The sequence below is a fragment of the Brevundimonas sp. genome (assembly GCF_027484365.1).
Lineage (GTDB): Bacteria > Pseudomonadota > Alphaproteobacteria > Caulobacterales > Caulobacteraceae > Brevundimonas.
Map to the genome: position 1 here is coordinate 16,543 of NZ_JAIXTC010000021.1, position 15,107 is coordinate 31,649.

At 66.9% G+C, this 15,107-nt stretch carries 20 protein-coding genes; 11 read left to right on the forward strand and 9 right to left on the reverse strand.

Annotation, left to right across the window (positions count from 1 at the left end):
• Positions 1-113: 113 nt before the first annotated feature.
• Genes Q0044_RS10795 through modA form a run of 4 tightly spaced genes read right to left on the reverse strand, consistent with a single transcriptional unit; the run spans position 114 to position 2,500 of the window.
• Positions 114-761, reverse strand: a complete 648-nt coding sequence (locus Q0044_RS10795) for an ATP-binding cassette domain-containing protein (protein WP_298162156.1) — start codon at positions 759-761, stop codon at positions 114-116.
• Entirely contained in the window at positions 758-1,465 is a 708-nt protein-coding gene (gene modB, locus Q0044_RS10800; RefSeq protein WP_298162157.1) for a molybdate ABC transporter permease subunit, read from the reverse strand. The genes Q0044_RS10795 and modB overlap by 4 nt, the downstream gene beginning before the upstream one ends.
• A complete protein-coding gene (locus Q0044_RS10805; protein WP_298162159.1) occupies positions 1,458-1,805 on the reverse strand; it encodes a winged helix-turn-helix domain-containing protein in 348 nt (115 codons plus the stop codon). Before Q0044_RS10805 ends, modB begins: the two co-directional genes overlap by 8 nt.
• Positions 1,802-2,500: a molybdate ABC transporter substrate-binding protein gene (gene modA / locus Q0044_RS10810; RefSeq protein ID WP_298162160.1), complete on the reverse strand. Its 699-nt coding sequence runs from the start codon at positions 2,498-2,500 to the stop codon at positions 1,802-1,804. Before modA ends, Q0044_RS10805 begins: the two co-directional genes overlap by 4 nt.
• 85 nt (positions 2,501-2,585) lie before the next feature.
• On the opposite strand from modA, the gene moaA reads away from it, so the two are divergent.
• The 7 genes from moaA to Q0044_RS10845 all read left to right on the forward strand — a co-directional run bounded on the left by moaA (position 2,586) and on the right by Q0044_RS10845 (position 7,803).
• Positions 2,586-3,611, forward strand: coding sequence for a GTP 3',8-cyclase MoaA (gene moaA / locus Q0044_RS10815; RefSeq protein ID WP_524536169.1), 1,026 nt, complete (start codon positions 2,586-2,588; stop codon positions 3,609-3,611).
• A 2-nt stretch (positions 3,612-3,613) separates the two neighbouring features.
• Positions 3,614-3,850 carry a MoaD/ThiS family protein gene (locus Q0044_RS10820; RefSeq protein ID WP_298162163.1) on the forward strand — a complete coding sequence of 79 codons (237 nt, stop codon included), beginning with the start codon at positions 3,614-3,616 and terminating at the stop codon, positions 3,848-3,850.
• Positions 3,851-3,852: 2 nt separating this feature from the next.
• Positions 3,853-4,317: a molybdenum cofactor biosynthesis protein MoaE gene (locus tag Q0044_RS10825; RefSeq protein WP_298162165.1), complete on the forward strand. Its 465-nt coding sequence runs from the start codon at positions 3,853-3,855 to the stop codon at positions 4,315-4,317.
• Positions 4,314-4,883, forward strand: coding sequence for a molybdenum cofactor biosynthesis protein B (gene moaB / locus Q0044_RS10830; RefSeq protein ID WP_298162166.1), 570 nt, complete (start codon positions 4,314-4,316; stop codon positions 4,881-4,883). Before Q0044_RS10825 ends, moaB begins: the two co-directional genes overlap by 4 nt.
• Before the next feature lie 11 nt (positions 4,884-4,894).
• A complete protein-coding gene (gene moaC / locus Q0044_RS10835; protein ID WP_298162221.1) occupies positions 4,895-5,371 on the forward strand; it encodes a cyclic pyranopterin monophosphate synthase MoaC in 477 nt (158 codons plus the stop codon).
• On the forward strand, positions 5,368-6,591 hold the full coding sequence (locus Q0044_RS10840; RefSeq protein WP_298162167.1) for a molybdopterin molybdotransferase MoeA: 1,224 nt from the start codon (positions 5,368-5,370) through the stop codon (positions 6,589-6,591). The genes moaC and Q0044_RS10840 overlap by 4 nt, the downstream gene beginning before the upstream one ends.
• Before the next feature lie 312 nt (positions 6,592-6,903).
• Positions 6,904-7,803, forward strand: a complete 900-nt coding sequence (locus Q0044_RS10845) for a haloalkane dehalogenase (RefSeq protein ID WP_298162170.1) — start codon at positions 6,904-6,906, stop codon at positions 7,801-7,803.
• Positions 7,804-7,842: 39 nt separating this feature from the next.
• Here Q0044_RS10845 and Q0044_RS10850 read toward each other — a convergent pair whose 3' ends face one another.
• On the reverse strand, positions 7,843-8,298 hold the full coding sequence (locus tag Q0044_RS10850) for a DUF1330 domain-containing protein (RefSeq protein ID WP_298162171.1): 456 nt from the start codon (positions 8,296-8,298) through the stop codon (positions 7,843-7,845).
• A gap of 77 nt (positions 8,299-8,375) precedes the next feature.
• On the opposite strand from Q0044_RS10850, the gene Q0044_RS10855 reads away from it, so the two are divergent.
• Positions 8,376-9,461, forward strand: a complete 1,086-nt coding sequence (locus Q0044_RS10855) for a DUF2855 family protein (protein WP_298162172.1) — start codon at positions 8,376-8,378, stop codon at positions 9,459-9,461.
• Between the two features lie 20 nt (positions 9,462-9,481).
• On the opposite strand, the gene Q0044_RS10860 is transcribed toward Q0044_RS10855, so the two are convergent.
• Positions 9,482-10,285, reverse strand: a complete 804-nt coding sequence (locus Q0044_RS10860) for an SDR family NAD(P)-dependent oxidoreductase (protein ID WP_298162174.1) — start codon at positions 10,283-10,285, stop codon at positions 9,482-9,484.
• A gap of 81 nt (positions 10,286-10,366) precedes the next feature.
• Here Q0044_RS10860 and Q0044_RS10865 point away from each other — a divergent pair, with 81 nt between their 5' ends.
• Complete coding sequence (locus Q0044_RS10865; RefSeq protein ID WP_298162175.1) at positions 10,367-11,365, forward strand: NADP-dependent oxidoreductase; 999 nt, start codon at positions 10,367-10,369, stop codon at positions 11,363-11,365.
• 6 nt (positions 11,366-11,371) lie between these two features.
• Here Q0044_RS10865 and Q0044_RS10870 read toward each other — a convergent pair whose 3' ends face one another.
• Both Q0044_RS10870 and Q0044_RS10875 read right to left on the reverse strand, forming a co-directional pair.
• Positions 11,372-12,004, reverse strand: coding sequence for a hypothetical protein (locus Q0044_RS10870; protein WP_298162177.1), 633 nt, complete (start codon positions 12,002-12,004; stop codon positions 11,372-11,374).
• 8 nt (positions 12,005-12,012) lie between these two features.
• Positions 12,013-13,668, reverse strand: a complete 1,656-nt coding sequence (locus tag Q0044_RS10875; protein WP_298162178.1) for a sulfatase-like hydrolase/transferase — start codon at positions 13,666-13,668, stop codon at positions 12,013-12,015.
• A gap of 110 nt (positions 13,669-13,778) precedes the next feature.
• On the opposite strand from Q0044_RS10875, the gene Q0044_RS10880 reads away from it, so the two are divergent.
• On the forward strand, positions 13,779-14,066 hold the full coding sequence (locus Q0044_RS10880) for an EF-hand domain-containing protein (RefSeq protein ID WP_298162180.1): 288 nt from the start codon (positions 13,779-13,781) through the stop codon (positions 14,064-14,066).
• On the opposite strand, the gene Q0044_RS10885 is transcribed toward Q0044_RS10880, so the two are convergent.
• The gene (locus Q0044_RS10885; protein ID WP_298162181.1) at positions 14,063-14,479 is read right to left on the reverse strand and encodes a hypothetical protein; all 417 of its coding nucleotides are present in this window, start codon (positions 14,477-14,479) and stop codon (positions 14,063-14,065) included. The two genes, Q0044_RS10880 and Q0044_RS10885, sit on opposite strands and share 4 nt — an antisense overlap.
• A 169-nt stretch (positions 14,480-14,648) precedes the next feature.
• Between Q0044_RS10885 and Q0044_RS10890 the strand changes: the two genes are divergently transcribed.
• Positions 14,649-15,107, forward strand: a complete 459-nt coding sequence (locus tag Q0044_RS10890; protein WP_298162182.1) for a MaoC family dehydratase — start codon at positions 14,649-14,651, stop codon at positions 15,105-15,107.

Sequence of the window (15,107 nt, forward strand, 5' to 3'; positions counted from 1 at the left end):
GCCGCGCCGCGCTTCAGAACGAGGCGACGCGCCTTCACCGACCGGCTGCTCCCTGTCCTCTGCCGCGCTGTCGGCCTCGTGCGCCTGTCCGGGGGCCATTGTCGTTATCGAAGTCAGTCTGAATCGAGCGGCCGATCGATCCGGCCATCGACCATCACGACCCGATCATCCGCGAGGCGATCGGCGTCGCGCGGGTCGTGCGAGACCAGCAGCATCGGAAGGGCGGTCTCGTCGCGCAGGACGGCCAGCCAGGGGAGAAGTTCGTCCCGCCGGGGCCCGTCAAGACCTGCGAACGGCTCGTCCAGCAGCAGCAGGCGCGGATCCGACGCCAGGGCCCGGGCGATGGCCACCCGCCGCGCCTCTCCGCCTGAGAGGTTGCGTGTCCAACGCCCCAACAAAGGTTCAAGCCCCAGCAGGCGCAGTATGGGCGCAATATGGATGGGACGCCCGGCGAAGCGGCACCCGTAGTCGATGTTTTCCGCCACGGTCAGATGCGGAAACAGGCGTGCATCCTGAAACACGTAACCGATCCTGCGCCTATGGGGAGGCGGCATCTGACCCGATCCGGCGTCCAGGATGGTCTCTCCGTCGACCACGAACCGGCCGGTCTCGACCGGAATCAGTCCGGCGATCGCGTGCAAAAGGGTGGTCTTGCCGGCCCCCGACGCGCCTTCCACCGCCACGATCCGCGCAGCGCTTTCGAACCGCGCCTGGATGCGAAAATCGCCCCGGGTCGCGACGATCTCACACCGGATGGTCACATCACTGCGCTCCGTCGCAACAGGCGGCGATTGACCCATTCCGTCGCCAGCAGGGCGGCCACACAGACAATGACCGACAGAAGCGCCAGCCGCAGAGCCGTCGCCTCCCCGTCGACCCGCTGCAGCACGGCATAGATGGCGACCGGAAGGGTGCGCGTCTCGCCCGGGATGGCCCCGACAAAGGTGACCGTGGCCCCAAACTCTCCGAACGCCCGCGCAAAACCCAGCAGGCCGCCCGCGATCAGCCCCGGCAGCGCCAGCGGAAGGGTGACCGTGGCCAGCACCCAGTGGGGCGGTGCCCCAAGTGTCGCCGCGGCCTGTTCCACGCCCCGGTCGATGCTCTCGATCGCCTGACGGATCGGTCGCACCATCAGCGGCAGGGCCATCACCGAAGCCGCCAGGGCCGCCCCCGTCCAGCTGAATGACAGGCTGATCCCGAAGGTCTCCGACAGCCACCGACCGACTGGTCCGCGCGCCCCGAACAACAGGAGCAGCCCAAGCCCGGTCACCACCGGCGGCAGCACCAGAGGCAGATTGACCAATGCCTCCAGGATCCAGCGTCCGGGAAATTTCCCCCGCGCCAGTACCAGAGCCAATCCGGCGGCGACCGGCAGGGTCGCGATCGTGGCCACCGCCCCGACCCGCAACGATAGAACCAGCGCCTCGATCTCGAACGCGGTCAGGGGCGCGAACAGGTCACTCATCGCCGCTGTCCAGCGCCGCCAGCCGCGCAAGGGTCGGCGCCGCGACAGCCTCGAGCTCCGCCCGAAGCGTCTCATAGGCGGCCAGCAGGGTTTCGCCATGCTCGGTGAGTCGCGATCCGCCCCCCTGGGCCCCACCTCGCGCGGTCACCAGAGCCGGTTTCCCGGTCAGGTCGTTGATCGCCTCCATCAGGGTCCATGCCCGGCGATAGGACATGCCCATCCGTCGTGCGGCTTCGCTGAGCGAACCGGAGTCCCGGATATGGGCCAGGAGTTCCGCCTTGCCGGGGCCGAGCCGGCCTTCGCCGATCCGGATCTGGAACCACAGCCGCGTCGATCTCATCGCCCCGGCCCGAATCCATGACGGGTGAACACCACCCCCGCCGCCTCCGACTGAAGAAAGGCCATCAACGACCCGGCCTCTCTTGCTGCCGTCGCCGTCAATGCGGCCGGATAGGCGATGTCAGGCTGAAACGCCGCTGCGGGCACATTGACGACGCGCGCGCCGTCGTAGCCGAGCGCGTCGCTGCGATAGACGATCCCCAGGTCGACCTCGCCCCTGGCCACGAACCCGCGCACGGCCCTGACGTCCCCCGCCAGGATCAGATTGGGCGAGACTGCGTCCCAGACGCCTGATCGCTGGAGCATCTCGCGGGCATAGCGCCCCGCAGGCACGCTCTCCGGGTCGCCTATAGCGATCCGGCCTTGCCAGGCGAAATTCACGACCGGGCGATCGGACGGCGCGATGACGACGAGACTGTTGGTGAGCAGGGTCACCTGGCTGTCGGCCCGGATCGCCCCCTCCCGCGCCAGTCGGCCCATCCAGAGGTCATCGGCCAGCACCACCAGGTCGGCAGGGGCTCCCGCCAGGAGCTGACGCGCCAGCTCCCCGCTGCCGGCGTACACGGTCCGCACGGGACCCCTCCCCTCGGCTTGGAACTTCGCCGCAAGCTCGGTCACAGCGTCAGTGAGCGAGGCGGCCGCAAACAGGGTCAGCGGCAAGGGTGCAGCGGGGCGACAGCCGGAAACGAGGGCCATGGCTCCGGTCAGCACGCCGCGCCGTCCGATCATCGGTCCAGAAATGACTTTGCTCCGCCACAGGCTTCGTTATGCTGATATGAGCATGACGGTCCTGCCCGCGTCCAGCCGCGTCGCAACGCCGATGGTCGACCCGTTCGGCCGAACGATCGACTATGTCCGTGTCTCGGTCACCGACCGGTGCGACCTGCGATGCACCTACTGTATGGCGGAACGGCAGACCTTCCTGCCGCGCGCCGAACTGCTGAGCCTCGAGGAACTGGACCGGCTGTGCTCGGTCTTCGTCGGCCTCGGGACCCGCAAGCTGCGTCTGACCGGCGGGGAGCCTCTGGTGCGCAAGGGGTTCATCGATCTTGTCGCGCGCCTGTCGCGGCATCTGGCTTCGGGGGCGCTGGACGAGCTGACCCTGACCACCAATGGCACCCGTCTGGCCGAGCACGCCGAAGCTCTGGCGGGCCACGGGGTGCGCAGGATCAATGTCTCGCTGGATACGCTTGACCCTGCCGCCTACCGGCGGATCACCCGCGGCGGGGATCTGGCCAAGGTGCTTGAAGGACTGGCGGCCGCCCGCGGCGCCGGGATTGCGATCAAGATCAACACTGTCGCCCTGAAACAGGACAACGGCGCCGATCTGCCGGCCATGATCGAGTGGGCGCACAATCTGGGCATGGAGATCACCCTGATCGAGACCATGCCGATGGGCGAGATCGAGGCCGACCGGACCGGCCAGTTCCTGTCGCTGAGCGACGTGCGCCGCGACCTTGAGACCCGCTGGACCCTGACACCGCTGGTCCGGCGGACCGGTGGCCCGGCCCGATATGCCCGCGTGGAACAGACCGGCGGGACCGTCGGGTTCATCACGCCCCTAACGCATACGTTCTGCGGCGACTGCAACCGGGTGCGGGTGACCTGCACCGGGACGCTGTTCCTTTGCCTCGGTCAGGACGATCACGCCGACCTGCGCGAAACCCTACGCGCTCACACCGACGACGGTCCGGTAGCCGAGGCCATCCGCGCCGCCGTTGCCCGGAAGCCCAAGGCGCACGATTTCCGTATCGGCCTCGACGTCGCGCCCGCCGTACGGCGGTCCATGTCCGTAACGGGAGGCTGAGCATGGCGCGTGTGCTTCTGTTCGGGGCCCTCGCCGATGCCGCCGGATGGCGCGACCGGGACATAGAGGGCGACACGATCGAGGCCCTGCGCCTTTCTCTGTCCGGAGACGAGCGGCTGGCGGAGCGGCTGGCGCGCCCGGGCCTGATGACGGTGCTGAACCAGGTGGTGGTGCGCGGTGATCATCCGGTCGGCAAGGACGACGAGGTGGCCTTTGCCCCACCGGTCAGCGGAGGCTGAACATGGTCCGACTTGAGGCCGGGCCGGTCGATCCCGGGGCACTACTTGAGGCGTTCTGCCGCGACCGCACGGATGTCGGCGCGGTCGTGAGCTTCACCGGCCTGTGCCGGGCGGCCAGCGAGGGCCTCCCGGTGACGACCCTGACCCTCGACGCCTGGCCCGGCTTTACCGAAGCCGTGATGACCGAACTGGAGGCGAGCACCCGCGCGCGCTTCGACGTTGTCGACGTCCTGGCGGTCCACCGATGGGGCGAAGTCGGGGTTGGCCAGCCCATCGTCTTCGTCGCCGTGGCGGCCGCACACCGACGCGCCGCCTTCGAGGCGGCCGACTTTCTGATGGACCAGTTGAAAACCCGTGCGCCCCTGTGGAAACGCGAGGACGGCCCGAACGGCCGTCGCTGGATCGAGCCTCGCCCATCGGACCACGCCGACGCCGCCCGCTGGACCGAACCGGAGCCTGCCGAATGACCGACATCCCGTCTTCCGACACCCTGCCCGCGCCCGGCGGCCGGCTGCTGCTCGATCAGGCCGTGACGCCGGTGCGCATCGCCGTCCTGACGATATCGGACACCCGCGACCACGACAGCGACACCTCCGGCGCGATCCTCGCGGAACGGATCGCGGCGGCGAGCCATGTCTGTGTCGACAAAGCCATCGTCCCCGACGCCGTGGATGCCATCCGGGCTCAGGTCACGCGCTGGATTGCGTCAGGAACGGTGGACGCGATCCTGACCACCGGCGGTACCGGCCTGACCGGTCGCGACGTGACGCCCGAAGCGCTGGAGCCGTTGTTCGACAAGCGGATCGACGGCTTCTCGGTGATCTTCCACACCGTCAGCTACCAGACCATCGGCCTGTCCACGCTGCAGTCGCGGGCGACCGCGGGGATCATCAACGGTGTCTTCGTCTTCTGCCTGCCCGGCTCCAACGGGGCCGTGCGCGACGGGTGGGACAAGGTCATCCGCTGGCAGCTCGACAGCCGTCACCGTCCCTGCAACCTGGTCGAACTCATGCCCCGGCTGCTGGAGGTCTGATGGCCGGGGACATGACAGGCCTGACCCATATCGACGCCGACGGCCGCGCCCGTATGGTCGACGTGTCGGCCAAGGCCGTGACCGTCCGCGAGGCCCGCGCCGAGGGCCGGATCATCATGGAACCCGCCACCCTCGCCCTTGCCCTGTCAGGAGCCGCGAAAAAGGGTGACGTGCGCGCCGTCGCCGAGATCGCCGGCGTCATGGCGGCCAAGAGAACCGCTGACCTGATCCCCCTGTGCCATCCCCTGCCGCTGGACGCCGTCGTGGTGACGGTCGAGGCCAGTCCGGACGGATCGGGCCTGTCAGTCTCGGCCACCACCCGCACGACCGGTCGCACAGGGGTCGAAATGGAGGCTCTGACGGCCGGGACCGTGGCCCTCCTGACCCTGTACGACATGCTCAAGGCCGTCGATCGCGGCATGACGATCGAGGCGGTCCGGGTGGTCGCCAAGTCCGGCGGCGCATCCGGCGACTGGACCCAGGCATGAGCCTTCCCACAGTCGAGGCCGCCCGCACGGCCATACTGACGTCAGTCAGGGCGCTGCTTCCAGAGCCGGTGCCGTTGATCGAGGCCGACGGCCGCTGGCTGGCCGAAGCTGTGACCGCGACACGGGATCAGCCCCCCTTCGACGCCTCGGCCATGGACGGCTGGGCGGTGCGGACAGCCGACCTCGGCCTCGCGTCGCTGTCGATTGTCGGACAGAGTGTCGCGGGACGGGGCCGGGCCATGCCCCTGGGTCCGGGCGAGGCCGTCCGCATCTTCACCGGCGCGCCGCTGCCGCCCGGCGCGGACCGCGTGGTGATCCAGGAAGAGGCGACACGCGACGGCGACCGCCTGACGGTCCAGAGCGCACCGGACGCACCGGCCTGGGTTCGCCCGCGCGGGTCCGACTATGCGGCAGGCGCCGGTCTGCTGGAGGCGGGCCAGGCGCTCAACCCCTGGCGGGTCGCCCTTGCCGCCTCGGCCGGCCGGCCCGAATTGACCTGCGCGCGCCGTCCCAGGGTGGCCATACTGGCCGGTGGCGACGAGGTGGTGGAACCCGGCACCGCTCCTGGACCGCATCAGATCAGCGACGCGGCGGGTCCTGGCGTGGCCCTGGTCGCCCGCCGCGCGGGGGCGGAGGTCCGCCGCCTGCCTCTTGTTGGAGACACGCTGGCGGGGATCGCCGCGACCCTGGCGACAACCGAAGCAGACCTGATCGTCACCATCGGCGGGGCCTCGGTCGGCGATCACGACCTGCTGAAGCCGGCGGCCCGGTCAAGGGGCGCGATCCTTGTGGTCGAGGGCAGCGCCATGCGCCCGGGCAAACCGGTCTGGTTCGCCACCCTGCCCGACGGCCGCGCCATTCTGGGCCTGCCGGGCAATCCGGTCTCGGCCCTGGTCTGCGCGGAACTTTTCCTCGCGCCGCTTCTCGCCGCCCTTCAGGGCGGAGCATCGGAACCGGCGTTTCAACGTCTGCCCGTCGCTGCGGCCATGCCCGCGAACGGGCCTCGGGATCACTATATGCGCGGTCGCATTGTCTACGATGCGGACGGCCGCCCCAGGGCCGAGGCCTTGCCCGATCAGGACTCGTCGATGGTGACGACGATGGCCCAGGCAGACTGCCTGCTTCGGCGACCGCCCCATAGTCCTGCTCTGGCGGCCGGCGATCCGGTGCTGGTTCTGACCCTGGGATCAGGCCCGAACGATGGGATACGCTCGACCTGATTCCGGCTCTGCAACGCAGGCGCTGGAACGCTGTGACGCCAGAACAAAATCAGCTGCACGAGACATCACCTCACTCGGCGGCCTGGCCGTCTTCGGTGGAGACCGGCCGGGATCAGGCCGACGCCACGCTCGTCGCGACCACAGAGCCCATCGGCGAACCATCCAATAGTGACGCGTTCACTGGCGCGGTGAAACGGCGGCTACGCGTCATGAACCCCGACTGCACCTCCTTCACAGCAAGGCCCGGCCACATCGCGAGATTGACGCACGGGATTATATTGGCATCCTGCGTGCAATATTCAGGAGGTTGCCATGCGGCTTTTGAGAACGCCCGATTCCAGTTTCGCGAATCTGGAAGGCTATGATTTCGCGCCGCACTACACCGAAATCGCCGACGCGGACGGAACCGTCATCCGGATCCACCACGTCGACGAGGGTCCGCGAGATGGACCGCCGGTCTTGCTGATGCACGGCAATCCGACCTGGGCCTATCTGTACCGCAGGATGATCCCGATCCTGGCCGCCGCCGGCTGTCGGGTCATGGCTGTGGATCTGGTCGGATGCGGCCGATCCGACAAGCCGGCCGAAAAGTCCGACTACACCCTTGCCCGTCACTATGACTGGATCGGTCGCTGGATGGCCGCGCTGGACCTGAAGGGGCTGACCCTCTTCTGTCAGGACTGGGGAGGAACGATCGGCCTTGCCCAGGTCGCCAACATGCCCGAGCGGTTCGACCGGGTGATCGCATGCAACACCGGCGTGCCGGCAGGCGAAGGCGGCAATGAGATGCTGCGGAACTGGCTGGCGATGATGGCGGTCCTGCCGGAATTTCCGTTCGACGCCGTCATGCAGGGCGGGATGACGGTTCCCCTCACCCCCGCCATGATGGCCGCCTATAAGGCCCCCTTCCCGGAGCCGGCCTACCAGGCGGGAATCGTCGCCTTCCCGCAACTAATCGCCATCTTCGAAGACAATCCCGGCGTGCCGCTGAACCGCGAGATCCGCGAAAAACTCAAGCGTTTCAACAAGCCCTTCCTGACCGTCTGGGGCGGGAAGGACGTGGTGACTCCCGGCGGCGATCGGCGCCTTCAGCGTGAGATCCCCGGAACGGCGGGGCAGCCTCACCTTCACCTGCCGGAGGCCGGCCACTTCTTGCAGGAAGATGCACCGGAGGAAGCGGCGCGCGCCATACTCTCCTTCATGGGGCGCTGAGGGAAATCGGGCGTCCCTCCGTCGGCCGACCAGCGGGACTCACCCGCCCTGGCGCGTCCTGAGCCACGCCGGCAGGACGGTCTCGATATTGAGCTGGCCTTCCAGACCAGCCGCCCTGTGCACCGAGATCGCACGCCATTCGGCCGAGGTGCTCATGGCCGTCAGGGCGGCGCGGTCGGGATACTGGGCCAGGGCGACCTCATCCCAAAGCCTGTCGACCTCACCGATCGCCAGCCAGGTGACGTCGCCAACAAACAGCACCTTGCCGCCGAAGGCCGTGATCATCGGACCGACCTCGGCCCCGTAAAGGGCATAGGCCTCGCGCCCGGTCAGGTCGCAGGGCCGCCCGTCCTCATAGACGGCGCGGTCACGGAACTTGAGCAGATTGACCATGACGATCGGCCCGGAAGGCCCCGCCTCGAACATGCCCTTCTTCTGGGCCTCGGAAACCGGGTAGAGTGCGTTTCTGACCTGTACGGCGGGACTGGCGTTCATTGCGGGCACCTCTGTTGTTTCGTCACACAGGATGCCATAATAATCATGCCAGACAAGATCGAGACCGGAGCTTCATCGTGAACGAGATCACCCAGATCCAGGTGCGCAGGAACGACCTGCACACCACGCGGATCGTAAACCGGCCCCTGCCCGAACTGGCGGTTGGCGAGGTGGTGGTGTCCGTCGACCGGTTCGCCTTGACGGCCAACAACATCAGCTATGCCGTCACCGGTGATTTCATCGGCTACTGGGGCTTCTTCCCCGTGGACGCCGACTGGGGCGTCGTTCCGGTCTGGGGCTATGGGACGGTGGTCGCGTCCAGATGCCCAGACATTCCGGAGGGGGAGCGCCTGTACGGCTTCTTCCCCATGGCGTCACACGTCGTGCTTCAGCCCGGAAAAGTGACGGCGAGCGCCTTCATGGATTTCGCCGAGCATCGCCGCCCCTTGCCGGGCCTCTACAACCGCTATGTCCGGACCGCCGGGGACCCACCCGAGATCGCCGCCATGGGGGACGAGCGGTGCCTGTTGTTCCCCCTCTTCGCCACCTCATACATTCTCTCGGACTATCTGGAAGACAACGCCAATTTCGGTGCGACCCGCGTCCTGATCGGCAGCGCCTCGTCCAAGACTGCCTTCGGCCTCGCCCATCTGCTCTCAAAGGCCCCCGGGCGGACTCTCGAGATCATCGGTCTGACGTCGCCCGGCAATGTCGCGTTCACAACCGGCCTCGGCCTCTATGACCGGGTCATCACCTACGACCAGATCGGCACCCTTGAGACCGGCATACCGACCGCACTTGTGGACATGTCGGGGTCAGGCGCGGTGATCCAGGCGGTCGACGACCATCTGGGCAAGGACGTGGTGCTCAGCTCCATCGTCGGGGCGACCCACTGGGACGCCAAACGGCACAAGGGCGAGACGCAAGGTGCAAAGCCCACCTTCTTCTTCGCGCCCGCCCAGTTCGGCAAGCGCGAGCAGGACTGGGGCCCCGGGGTCGTGATGCAGCGCGCGCTTGAGGCCAGCGCGCGTGTCGCGGCTGATGCCCGGTCGCTGCTCGAGGTGCGGCACAGCCGGGGGGCGGAGACCGTCCGCGACGCCTATGTGGAAATGCTGAACGGCCAGACGCCGCCCCGCATCGGAGTGATGCTGAGCGTCGCCTGATCCGCCGCCTCTGCGGCCCGTCAGAGGTTGTCGGTGATGATCGCCGGTGCAGGGAAGGCGGCGCTGAGGCCGCCGCAGACGTTCAGGGCCTGCCCGTTGACATAGCGGGACTCGTCGCTCGCCAGGAACAGGGCCGCATCGGCCATGTCCTCTGCCGCCCCGATCCGGCGCATCGGATTGATGTCCGCGAGCGGATTTGTGCCAACTGCCGCCTCGAGAAAGTCGAACGAGGGCTTGGTCATCGGCGTGGCGGTGCCGGCCGGGCAAAGCGCGTTGACGCGTACACCCTTCCGCCCCAGCGACTGGGCCGTGTTCTGGACCAGGCTGATGACGCCGGCCTTGGAAGCACTGTAGTCGATCGGACCGGAGTTGGCGCGCTGGCCCGCGATACTCGCCGTGACGATGATCGCGCCCGACCGCTGTGCGGTCAGTCGCGGCGCGCCATGTTTGATGAGCAGCATGGGCCCCAGGAGATTGATCCGGATCGTCTCCATGAAATTGGCGACCTCCGTGCCCTGGATCGGCACCATCCAGCCGCCCACCCCGGCATTGGCGACCAGGACGTCCAGTCCGCCGAAGCGCTCCGCGGCGGCCGTGACGAAGGCCTCAACCGAGGCCTCATCGGCCACGTCGGCGCGATGGAACGCGATCCGCTCGGAGGCTTGATCGAAGCCCTCGAGCGCCGCATCCAGGCGACGCTGGGAACGGTCGACGCCGAACACCCGCGCCCCTTCCGCCACGAAACGACGGGCCATCGCCAGGCCGATGCCCCCCGCAACCCCGGTGATGAGGGCGACCTTGCCCTCGAGTCGTCCACTGCTCATGGTGTCTTTCCGATGCACTGATTATGGCATAGTTAGTGCCAATATATAGACTGCCGCAACCCCGATCTACGAAAGCTACCCATGACCCGACCGACCCAGATCCGTCTCGCGCAGCGTCCCGTTGGATCGGCTGATGCAGACACCTGGACGACGACCCACGACGCCGGCCGCGATCCGGAAGAGGGAGAGATCCGGCTGAACGTGACCCACATCTCGCTCGACCCTGCGATGCGGGGATGGATCAACGCCGGTCGCAGCTACGTCCCGCCTGTCGGGATCGGCGAGGTTATGCGGGCCATCGGCGTGGGCGAAGTGACGGCCACGGCGTCCGATCGCTTCCAGGTCGGGGAGATCGTGATGGGCCTCACGGGGGTTCAGACGGACGCCACGGTCGTCGCCAAGGATTTCAACAAGATCGAGCCGTCTCTTGCTCCGGCCTCGACCTTCCTCGGCGGCCTCGGGATGCCGGGCATGACCGCCTATTTCGGACTGCTGGACATCGGCAAGCCCGAGGCCGGACAGACCGTGGTTGTCTCCGCCGCAGCCGGCGCTGTCGGAGCCGTTGTCGGACAGATTGCGAAGATCAAGGGGTGTCGGGTGGTCGGTCTGGCCGGGGGACCCGAGAAATGCCGCTACGTCGTCGAGGAACTGGGGTTCGACGCCTGCATCGACTACCGGTCGGGCTCGTTGCATGAACAGCTGAAGGCCGCCTGTCCGGACCGGATCGACATCTATTTCGACAATGTCGGCGGCGAAATTCTGGACGTTTGCCTGGGTCTTCTGGCCCAGAAGGCCCGGGTCGTGATCTGCGGGGCCATCAGCCAGTACAACGCCACTGAAGGCATGACCGGGCCGGCCAACTACATGAGCCTGCTGGTCAATCGCGCGCGGATGGAGGGGTTTGTCGTGTTCGACTACCAGAAGCAGTTCCTGAGCGCGATCATGGAGATGGCCGGCTGGATGATGTCCGGTCAGATCAAGTTCAGGGAGCATGTCGTCGAGGGCATCGAGAGCTTCCCCGTCGCGTTCGACATGCTGTTCGCGGGGACCAACTTCGGCAAGCTGGTGATCAGGGTCTAGCCGGGATCAGCCGGCCGTCCAGATCAGCTGGAACAGGGCGGCACACAGGGCCAGCACCAGGGCGACCGCTGTGCGCGGGCCCGCGACCAGGGTCGAGATCGGCTGGGCGGGAAAGGCCATGGCGTGGGTCAGGGCCGCCATCTTCAACCCGTGCGCGCGAAGGAACGCTTCGTCGGTCGCCAGCTTCATCATGTCTTTGCGGCTGCGATAGCGCATCAATCCGGCGATGCTCCAGCCCGGATCTGGCGGTACGTTGAGGGCATCGACGTAACCCGAGATCTTTCGGTAGCTCAGGAGCGGAAGCCCCCCGTTCGCGATCAGGGTGGGGGCGAAGACGGAGAAATAGGCCTTCAGAAGAGCGAGGCCGCTGCGGCTCTCGCCCGAGACCGGATCGGTCACTGCACCGGGCCGGACGCGGATCAGATTGACCATGAGGAATTCGCGGCCGTCGTCCTCTTCGAGGAAGCGACGGATCTGGGCCATGTCGTTCAACCCCGGCGGCCAGATCGCCTCCGCCCGGGAAATCATGGCCTCGATCTCATGCCTCCGGATCGGACCCCTCCAGTTGTCATACCAGAGGCGAAAAACGCCATAGAGGACCGCGGCCACGATCCAGATCATCCAGGGTCGCAACTCCATCGACGATCTCAGTTCGACCAGGTGACGTAGGTGTCGCCGGTCTGGATAGGCTGATCGCCGGTCCTGTCGACACCCACCGGCGCCTCGACCAGGGCCGGCCACATGGGAGCCCTCTGGGTCCTGTCGTGAGCTTCGAGCTGGGCTCTGAGCGCCGCGACCACCTCGGGTCTGCTGGCGGCCAGGTCATTCCGCTCGGTTGGATCGGAGGCGAGGTCGAACAGCCAGGTCCGGGCCGGACGGTCGAGCACCTGGAGTTTCCAGTCTCCGGCGCGCACGACCCGATAGCCGCCTGACCTCCAGAACAGGGCCTCATGCGGACGACCGGATGACTGCCCCGAAAGGAAGGGAGACAAGTCCACGCCGTCCATCGCACGGTCTGACGGCATGGAAGCACCCGCAGCGGCGGCAGCGGTGGCGAAGATGTCGAAATGCGAGACTGGGGCCGTCAGCCGTGTTCCCGCCGGAATACGGGCCGGCCAGTTCATGAAGTAGGGCACGCGGATGCCGCCTTCGAAGAAGGTCAGTTTCCAGCCGCGGAAGGGCTTATTGATGTCAGGCAGGCCGATGTAGTTCGCACCACCGTTGTCACTGGTGAAGACGACAAGAGTGTTGTCGTCGAGTCCCTGGGCCTTCAGTTCGGCCATGATCCGCCCGACGCCGCGGTCGAGCGCGACGATCATCGCCGCATAGACCCGTTCACGGTGGTCGGTGATGTGGGAGAGCGCGTCGTAGTCCGACTTCAGCGCCTGAAGGGGCGTGTGGGGCGCGTTGTAGGCCAGATACATGAAGAACGGCCGGTTCCGGTTCGCCCGTATGCCCGCCAGCGCCTGGTCCGTCAGATAGTCAGTGATGTAGCCGTCGGGATGAAAACGGTCCCCGCCGTTGTACTGGACGCTGTAGGGCAGGTTCGCCCACAGGAATTTGTCGATCGGATCGAAGTCCTGACGCGAGTTGACGACATCCGGATCCCGCGCCGGCAGATACATCTGGCCGCCCACCATGAAGCCAAGGCTTTCGTCGAAGCCCTGGTCTTCCGGCCGCATTCCCGCAGTCTCGCCGAGGTGCCATTTGCCGAGGTGCATGGTGTGGTAGCCACGCGTCTTGAGGAGCTCGGCAAGGGTGATCTCTCCGGCCGGCACCCCCATCTGTTCATAGGAGGGGGTCTGATCGACCCGGTCGCGGCGGAAGACGGGCCGCAGCTCCCGATCCCTTGGCGCCAGGGTCGGGATCAGCTGGGCCATCTGGACGGGGATCGAGGTGAACTCGAAGCCGAACCGGGTCGGATAGCGACCGGTCATCAGCGCTGCGCGCGAGGGGGAACAGGTCGCATTGCCCGCATAGCCCGATGCCAGCACCGCCCCGCCCTGCGCCAGGCCGTCGATATTCGGAGTGCGGACGCTCCCCTCCCCGAGGCCGCCGTTCAGGCTGACGTCGTTGAAGCCCAGATCATCGGCGAGAATCACGATGACATTGGGGGGACGATCGGCCGGGGCTTCAGTCGCCGATGCCGGGCCGGGTTCCCACACCACGGGGCGGTTCGGTCCGACCGGAGGCGCGCGCCAGCCCGCGATATGCAGGATGACATAGTCCTTGAGCGCAACCCCGCCGAACCCAAGCACGAGCAGCCCGGCAAGGGCTCCACCGATCCAAACGGCCCGCTTCATGATCACTCCCCGTCCGGCCCTCCGCATCGGAGCCAGTACATATTGGCATGCAGGATGCCAATATGTAGAAGCCTCTGTAAAGAGGCATAGAGCACCGAGGAGAATTGGAGATGATCGACCGAACCCTGCTGGCCGTCATGTTGCTGTCGTCGGGTCTGGCGGCTGCGCCGGATCACGCCGAAGCGGGCACGCCAGCCGAGGACTTTGTCGCCAGCGACGCGGACCGTTCAGGCACGCTGAATGCCGCCGAGTTCCGCCGCTTCATCGCCCTTGGTGTTGCAGCCGGCCGTCCGCGGGCGGTGATGATTCGGGACAACAACGCCTATGACATGGCCTTCGGTCGGGTGGATCGCGACCGGAATGGTCAGCTCTCGCGCGCCGAACTCCAGATCCGCTAGCGTTTGTCGCGCCGAAGCCTGCGGTCTCCATAGACCGCGACCAGCCAGGCGATCACGACGATCGGCAGCAGGATCGTGTTGAAGACCTCCCCGGGCACCTCGACAGGGAGGGGTCTCCAGAACTGCAGGTTCACGACGGCCCCCGCGGTCAGCAGGGCCTGCAGGCCGAGCCCCAGCGTCACAAGGTCCCTTCGGGCCGCGAGAATGAACCCCTCGAAAAGCCCGACCCCGATCTGGTTGACGCCGATCAACGCGAACAGGGGGATGATCGTGTCCGCCGACGTGCTCAGATCCAGTCCGGCGATCGTACCGGCGCCGCCGTCAGGACTGAAGGCATGAACCCCGCCACGCGCCAGGTTCATGAGGGCGAACAGACCAAGGACGATGGACGGCCCGAGTTTGAAGGGGTTCATGGAATCGGCCTTTCCGAGTCTGTGACCACCCGCCGTGTTGAAAGGTGCGGTCGCTGAAGTGAGTCGTCTGGCCTTCCGGTGGGTTTCATGATCCAACGCCAGTCACTTATACTGCACCATGAGTGACGATAGATGGCAAGCCGAGCCGTCGAGCCACCTCGGGAGTCCCATGCCGCAAATCATCTCCGCCGAGAGCCTTGCCACCCGCACTGGCGACGATCTCGGTGCGTCAGACTGGGTCCTGGTCGATCAGGACCGGATCGACCGCTTCGCGGCGGCGACCGGTGATCATCAATTCATCCACGTCGATCCCGTCGCAGCAGCCCAGACCCCGTTCGGCGGAACGATCGCGCACGGCATGCTGACCCTGTCCATGGCGATCGCCATGTTGCCGCCGGGCTATCTCCTCGTGGAAGGCCTGGTGATGGCCGTGAACTACGGGTTCGAAAAGGTCCGGCTGATCGCACCGGTGCCGGTCGGATCGGAAATCCGGGCCCACCATCGGTTCCTGGGCGCGACGCCGCGAGGGTCCGGCTGGTTGTTGCGCAACGAGATCTCGGTGGAGATCAGGGGTATGGACAAGCCAGCCCTGACCGCTGAGTCCCTCATTCTGCAGCTCACCGCCTGA

Bases quoted from the DNA above. Each gene is read 5' to 3' on its own strand.
- modB (WP_298162157.1), bottom strand. From the start codon at position 1,465: ATGAGTGACCTGTTCGCGCCCCTGACCGCGTTCGAGATCGAGGCGCTG.
- Q0044_RS10805 (WP_298162159.1), bottom strand. From the start codon at position 1,805: ATGAGATCGACGCGGCTGTGGTTCCAGATCCGGATCGGCGAAGGCCGG.
- modA (WP_298162160.1), bottom strand. From the start codon at position 2,500: ATGGCCCTCGTTTCCGGCTGTCGCCCCGCTGCACCCTTGCCGCTGACC.
- moaA (WP_524536169.1), top strand. From the start codon at position 2,586: ATGACGGTCCTGCCCGCGTCCAGCCGCGTCGCAACGCCGATGGTCGAC.
- Q0044_RS10820 (WP_298162163.1), top strand. From the start codon at position 3,614: ATGGCGCGTGTGCTTCTGTTCGGGGCCCTCGCCGATGCCGCCGGATGG.
- Q0044_RS10825 (WP_298162165.1), top strand. From the start codon at position 3,853: ATGGTCCGACTTGAGGCCGGGCCGGTCGATCCCGGGGCACTACTTGAG.
- moaB (WP_298162166.1), top strand. From the start codon at position 4,314: ATGACCGACATCCCGTCTTCCGACACCCTGCCCGCGCCCGGCGGCCGG.
- moaC (WP_298162221.1), top strand. From the start codon at position 4,895: ATGACAGGCCTGACCCATATCGACGCCGACGGCCGCGCCCGTATGGTC.
- Q0044_RS10840 (WP_298162167.1), top strand. From the start codon at position 5,368: ATGAGCCTTCCCACAGTCGAGGCCGCCCGCACGGCCATACTGACGTCA.
- Q0044_RS10845 (WP_298162170.1), top strand. From the start codon at position 6,904: ATGCGGCTTTTGAGAACGCCCGATTCCAGTTTCGCGAATCTGGAAGGC.
- Q0044_RS10850 (WP_298162171.1), bottom strand. From the start codon at position 8,298: ATGAACGCCAGTCCCGCCGTACAGGTCAGAAACGCACTCTACCCGGTT.
- Q0044_RS10860 (WP_298162174.1), bottom strand. From the start codon at position 10,285: ATGAGCAGTGGACGACTCGAGGGCAAGGTCGCCCTCATCACCGGGGTT.
- Q0044_RS10865 (WP_298162175.1), top strand. From the start codon at position 10,367: ATGACCCGACCGACCCAGATCCGTCTCGCGCAGCGTCCCGTTGGATCG.
- Q0044_RS10870 (WP_298162177.1), bottom strand. From the start codon at position 12,004: ATGGAGTTGCGACCCTGGATGATCTGGATCGTGGCCGCGGTCCTCTAT.
- Q0044_RS10875 (WP_298162178.1), bottom strand. From the start codon at position 13,668: ATGAAGCGGGCCGTTTGGATCGGTGGAGCCCTTGCCGGGCTGCTCGTG.
- Q0044_RS10880 (WP_298162180.1), top strand. From the start codon at position 13,779: ATGATCGACCGAACCCTGCTGGCCGTCATGTTGCTGTCGTCGGGTCTG.
- Q0044_RS10885 (WP_298162181.1), bottom strand. From the start codon at position 14,479: ATGAACCCCTTCAAACTCGGGCCGTCCATCGTCCTTGGTCTGTTCGCC.
- Q0044_RS10890 (WP_298162182.1), top strand. From the start codon at position 14,649: ATGCCGCAAATCATCTCCGCCGAGAGCCTTGCCACCCGCACTGGCGAC.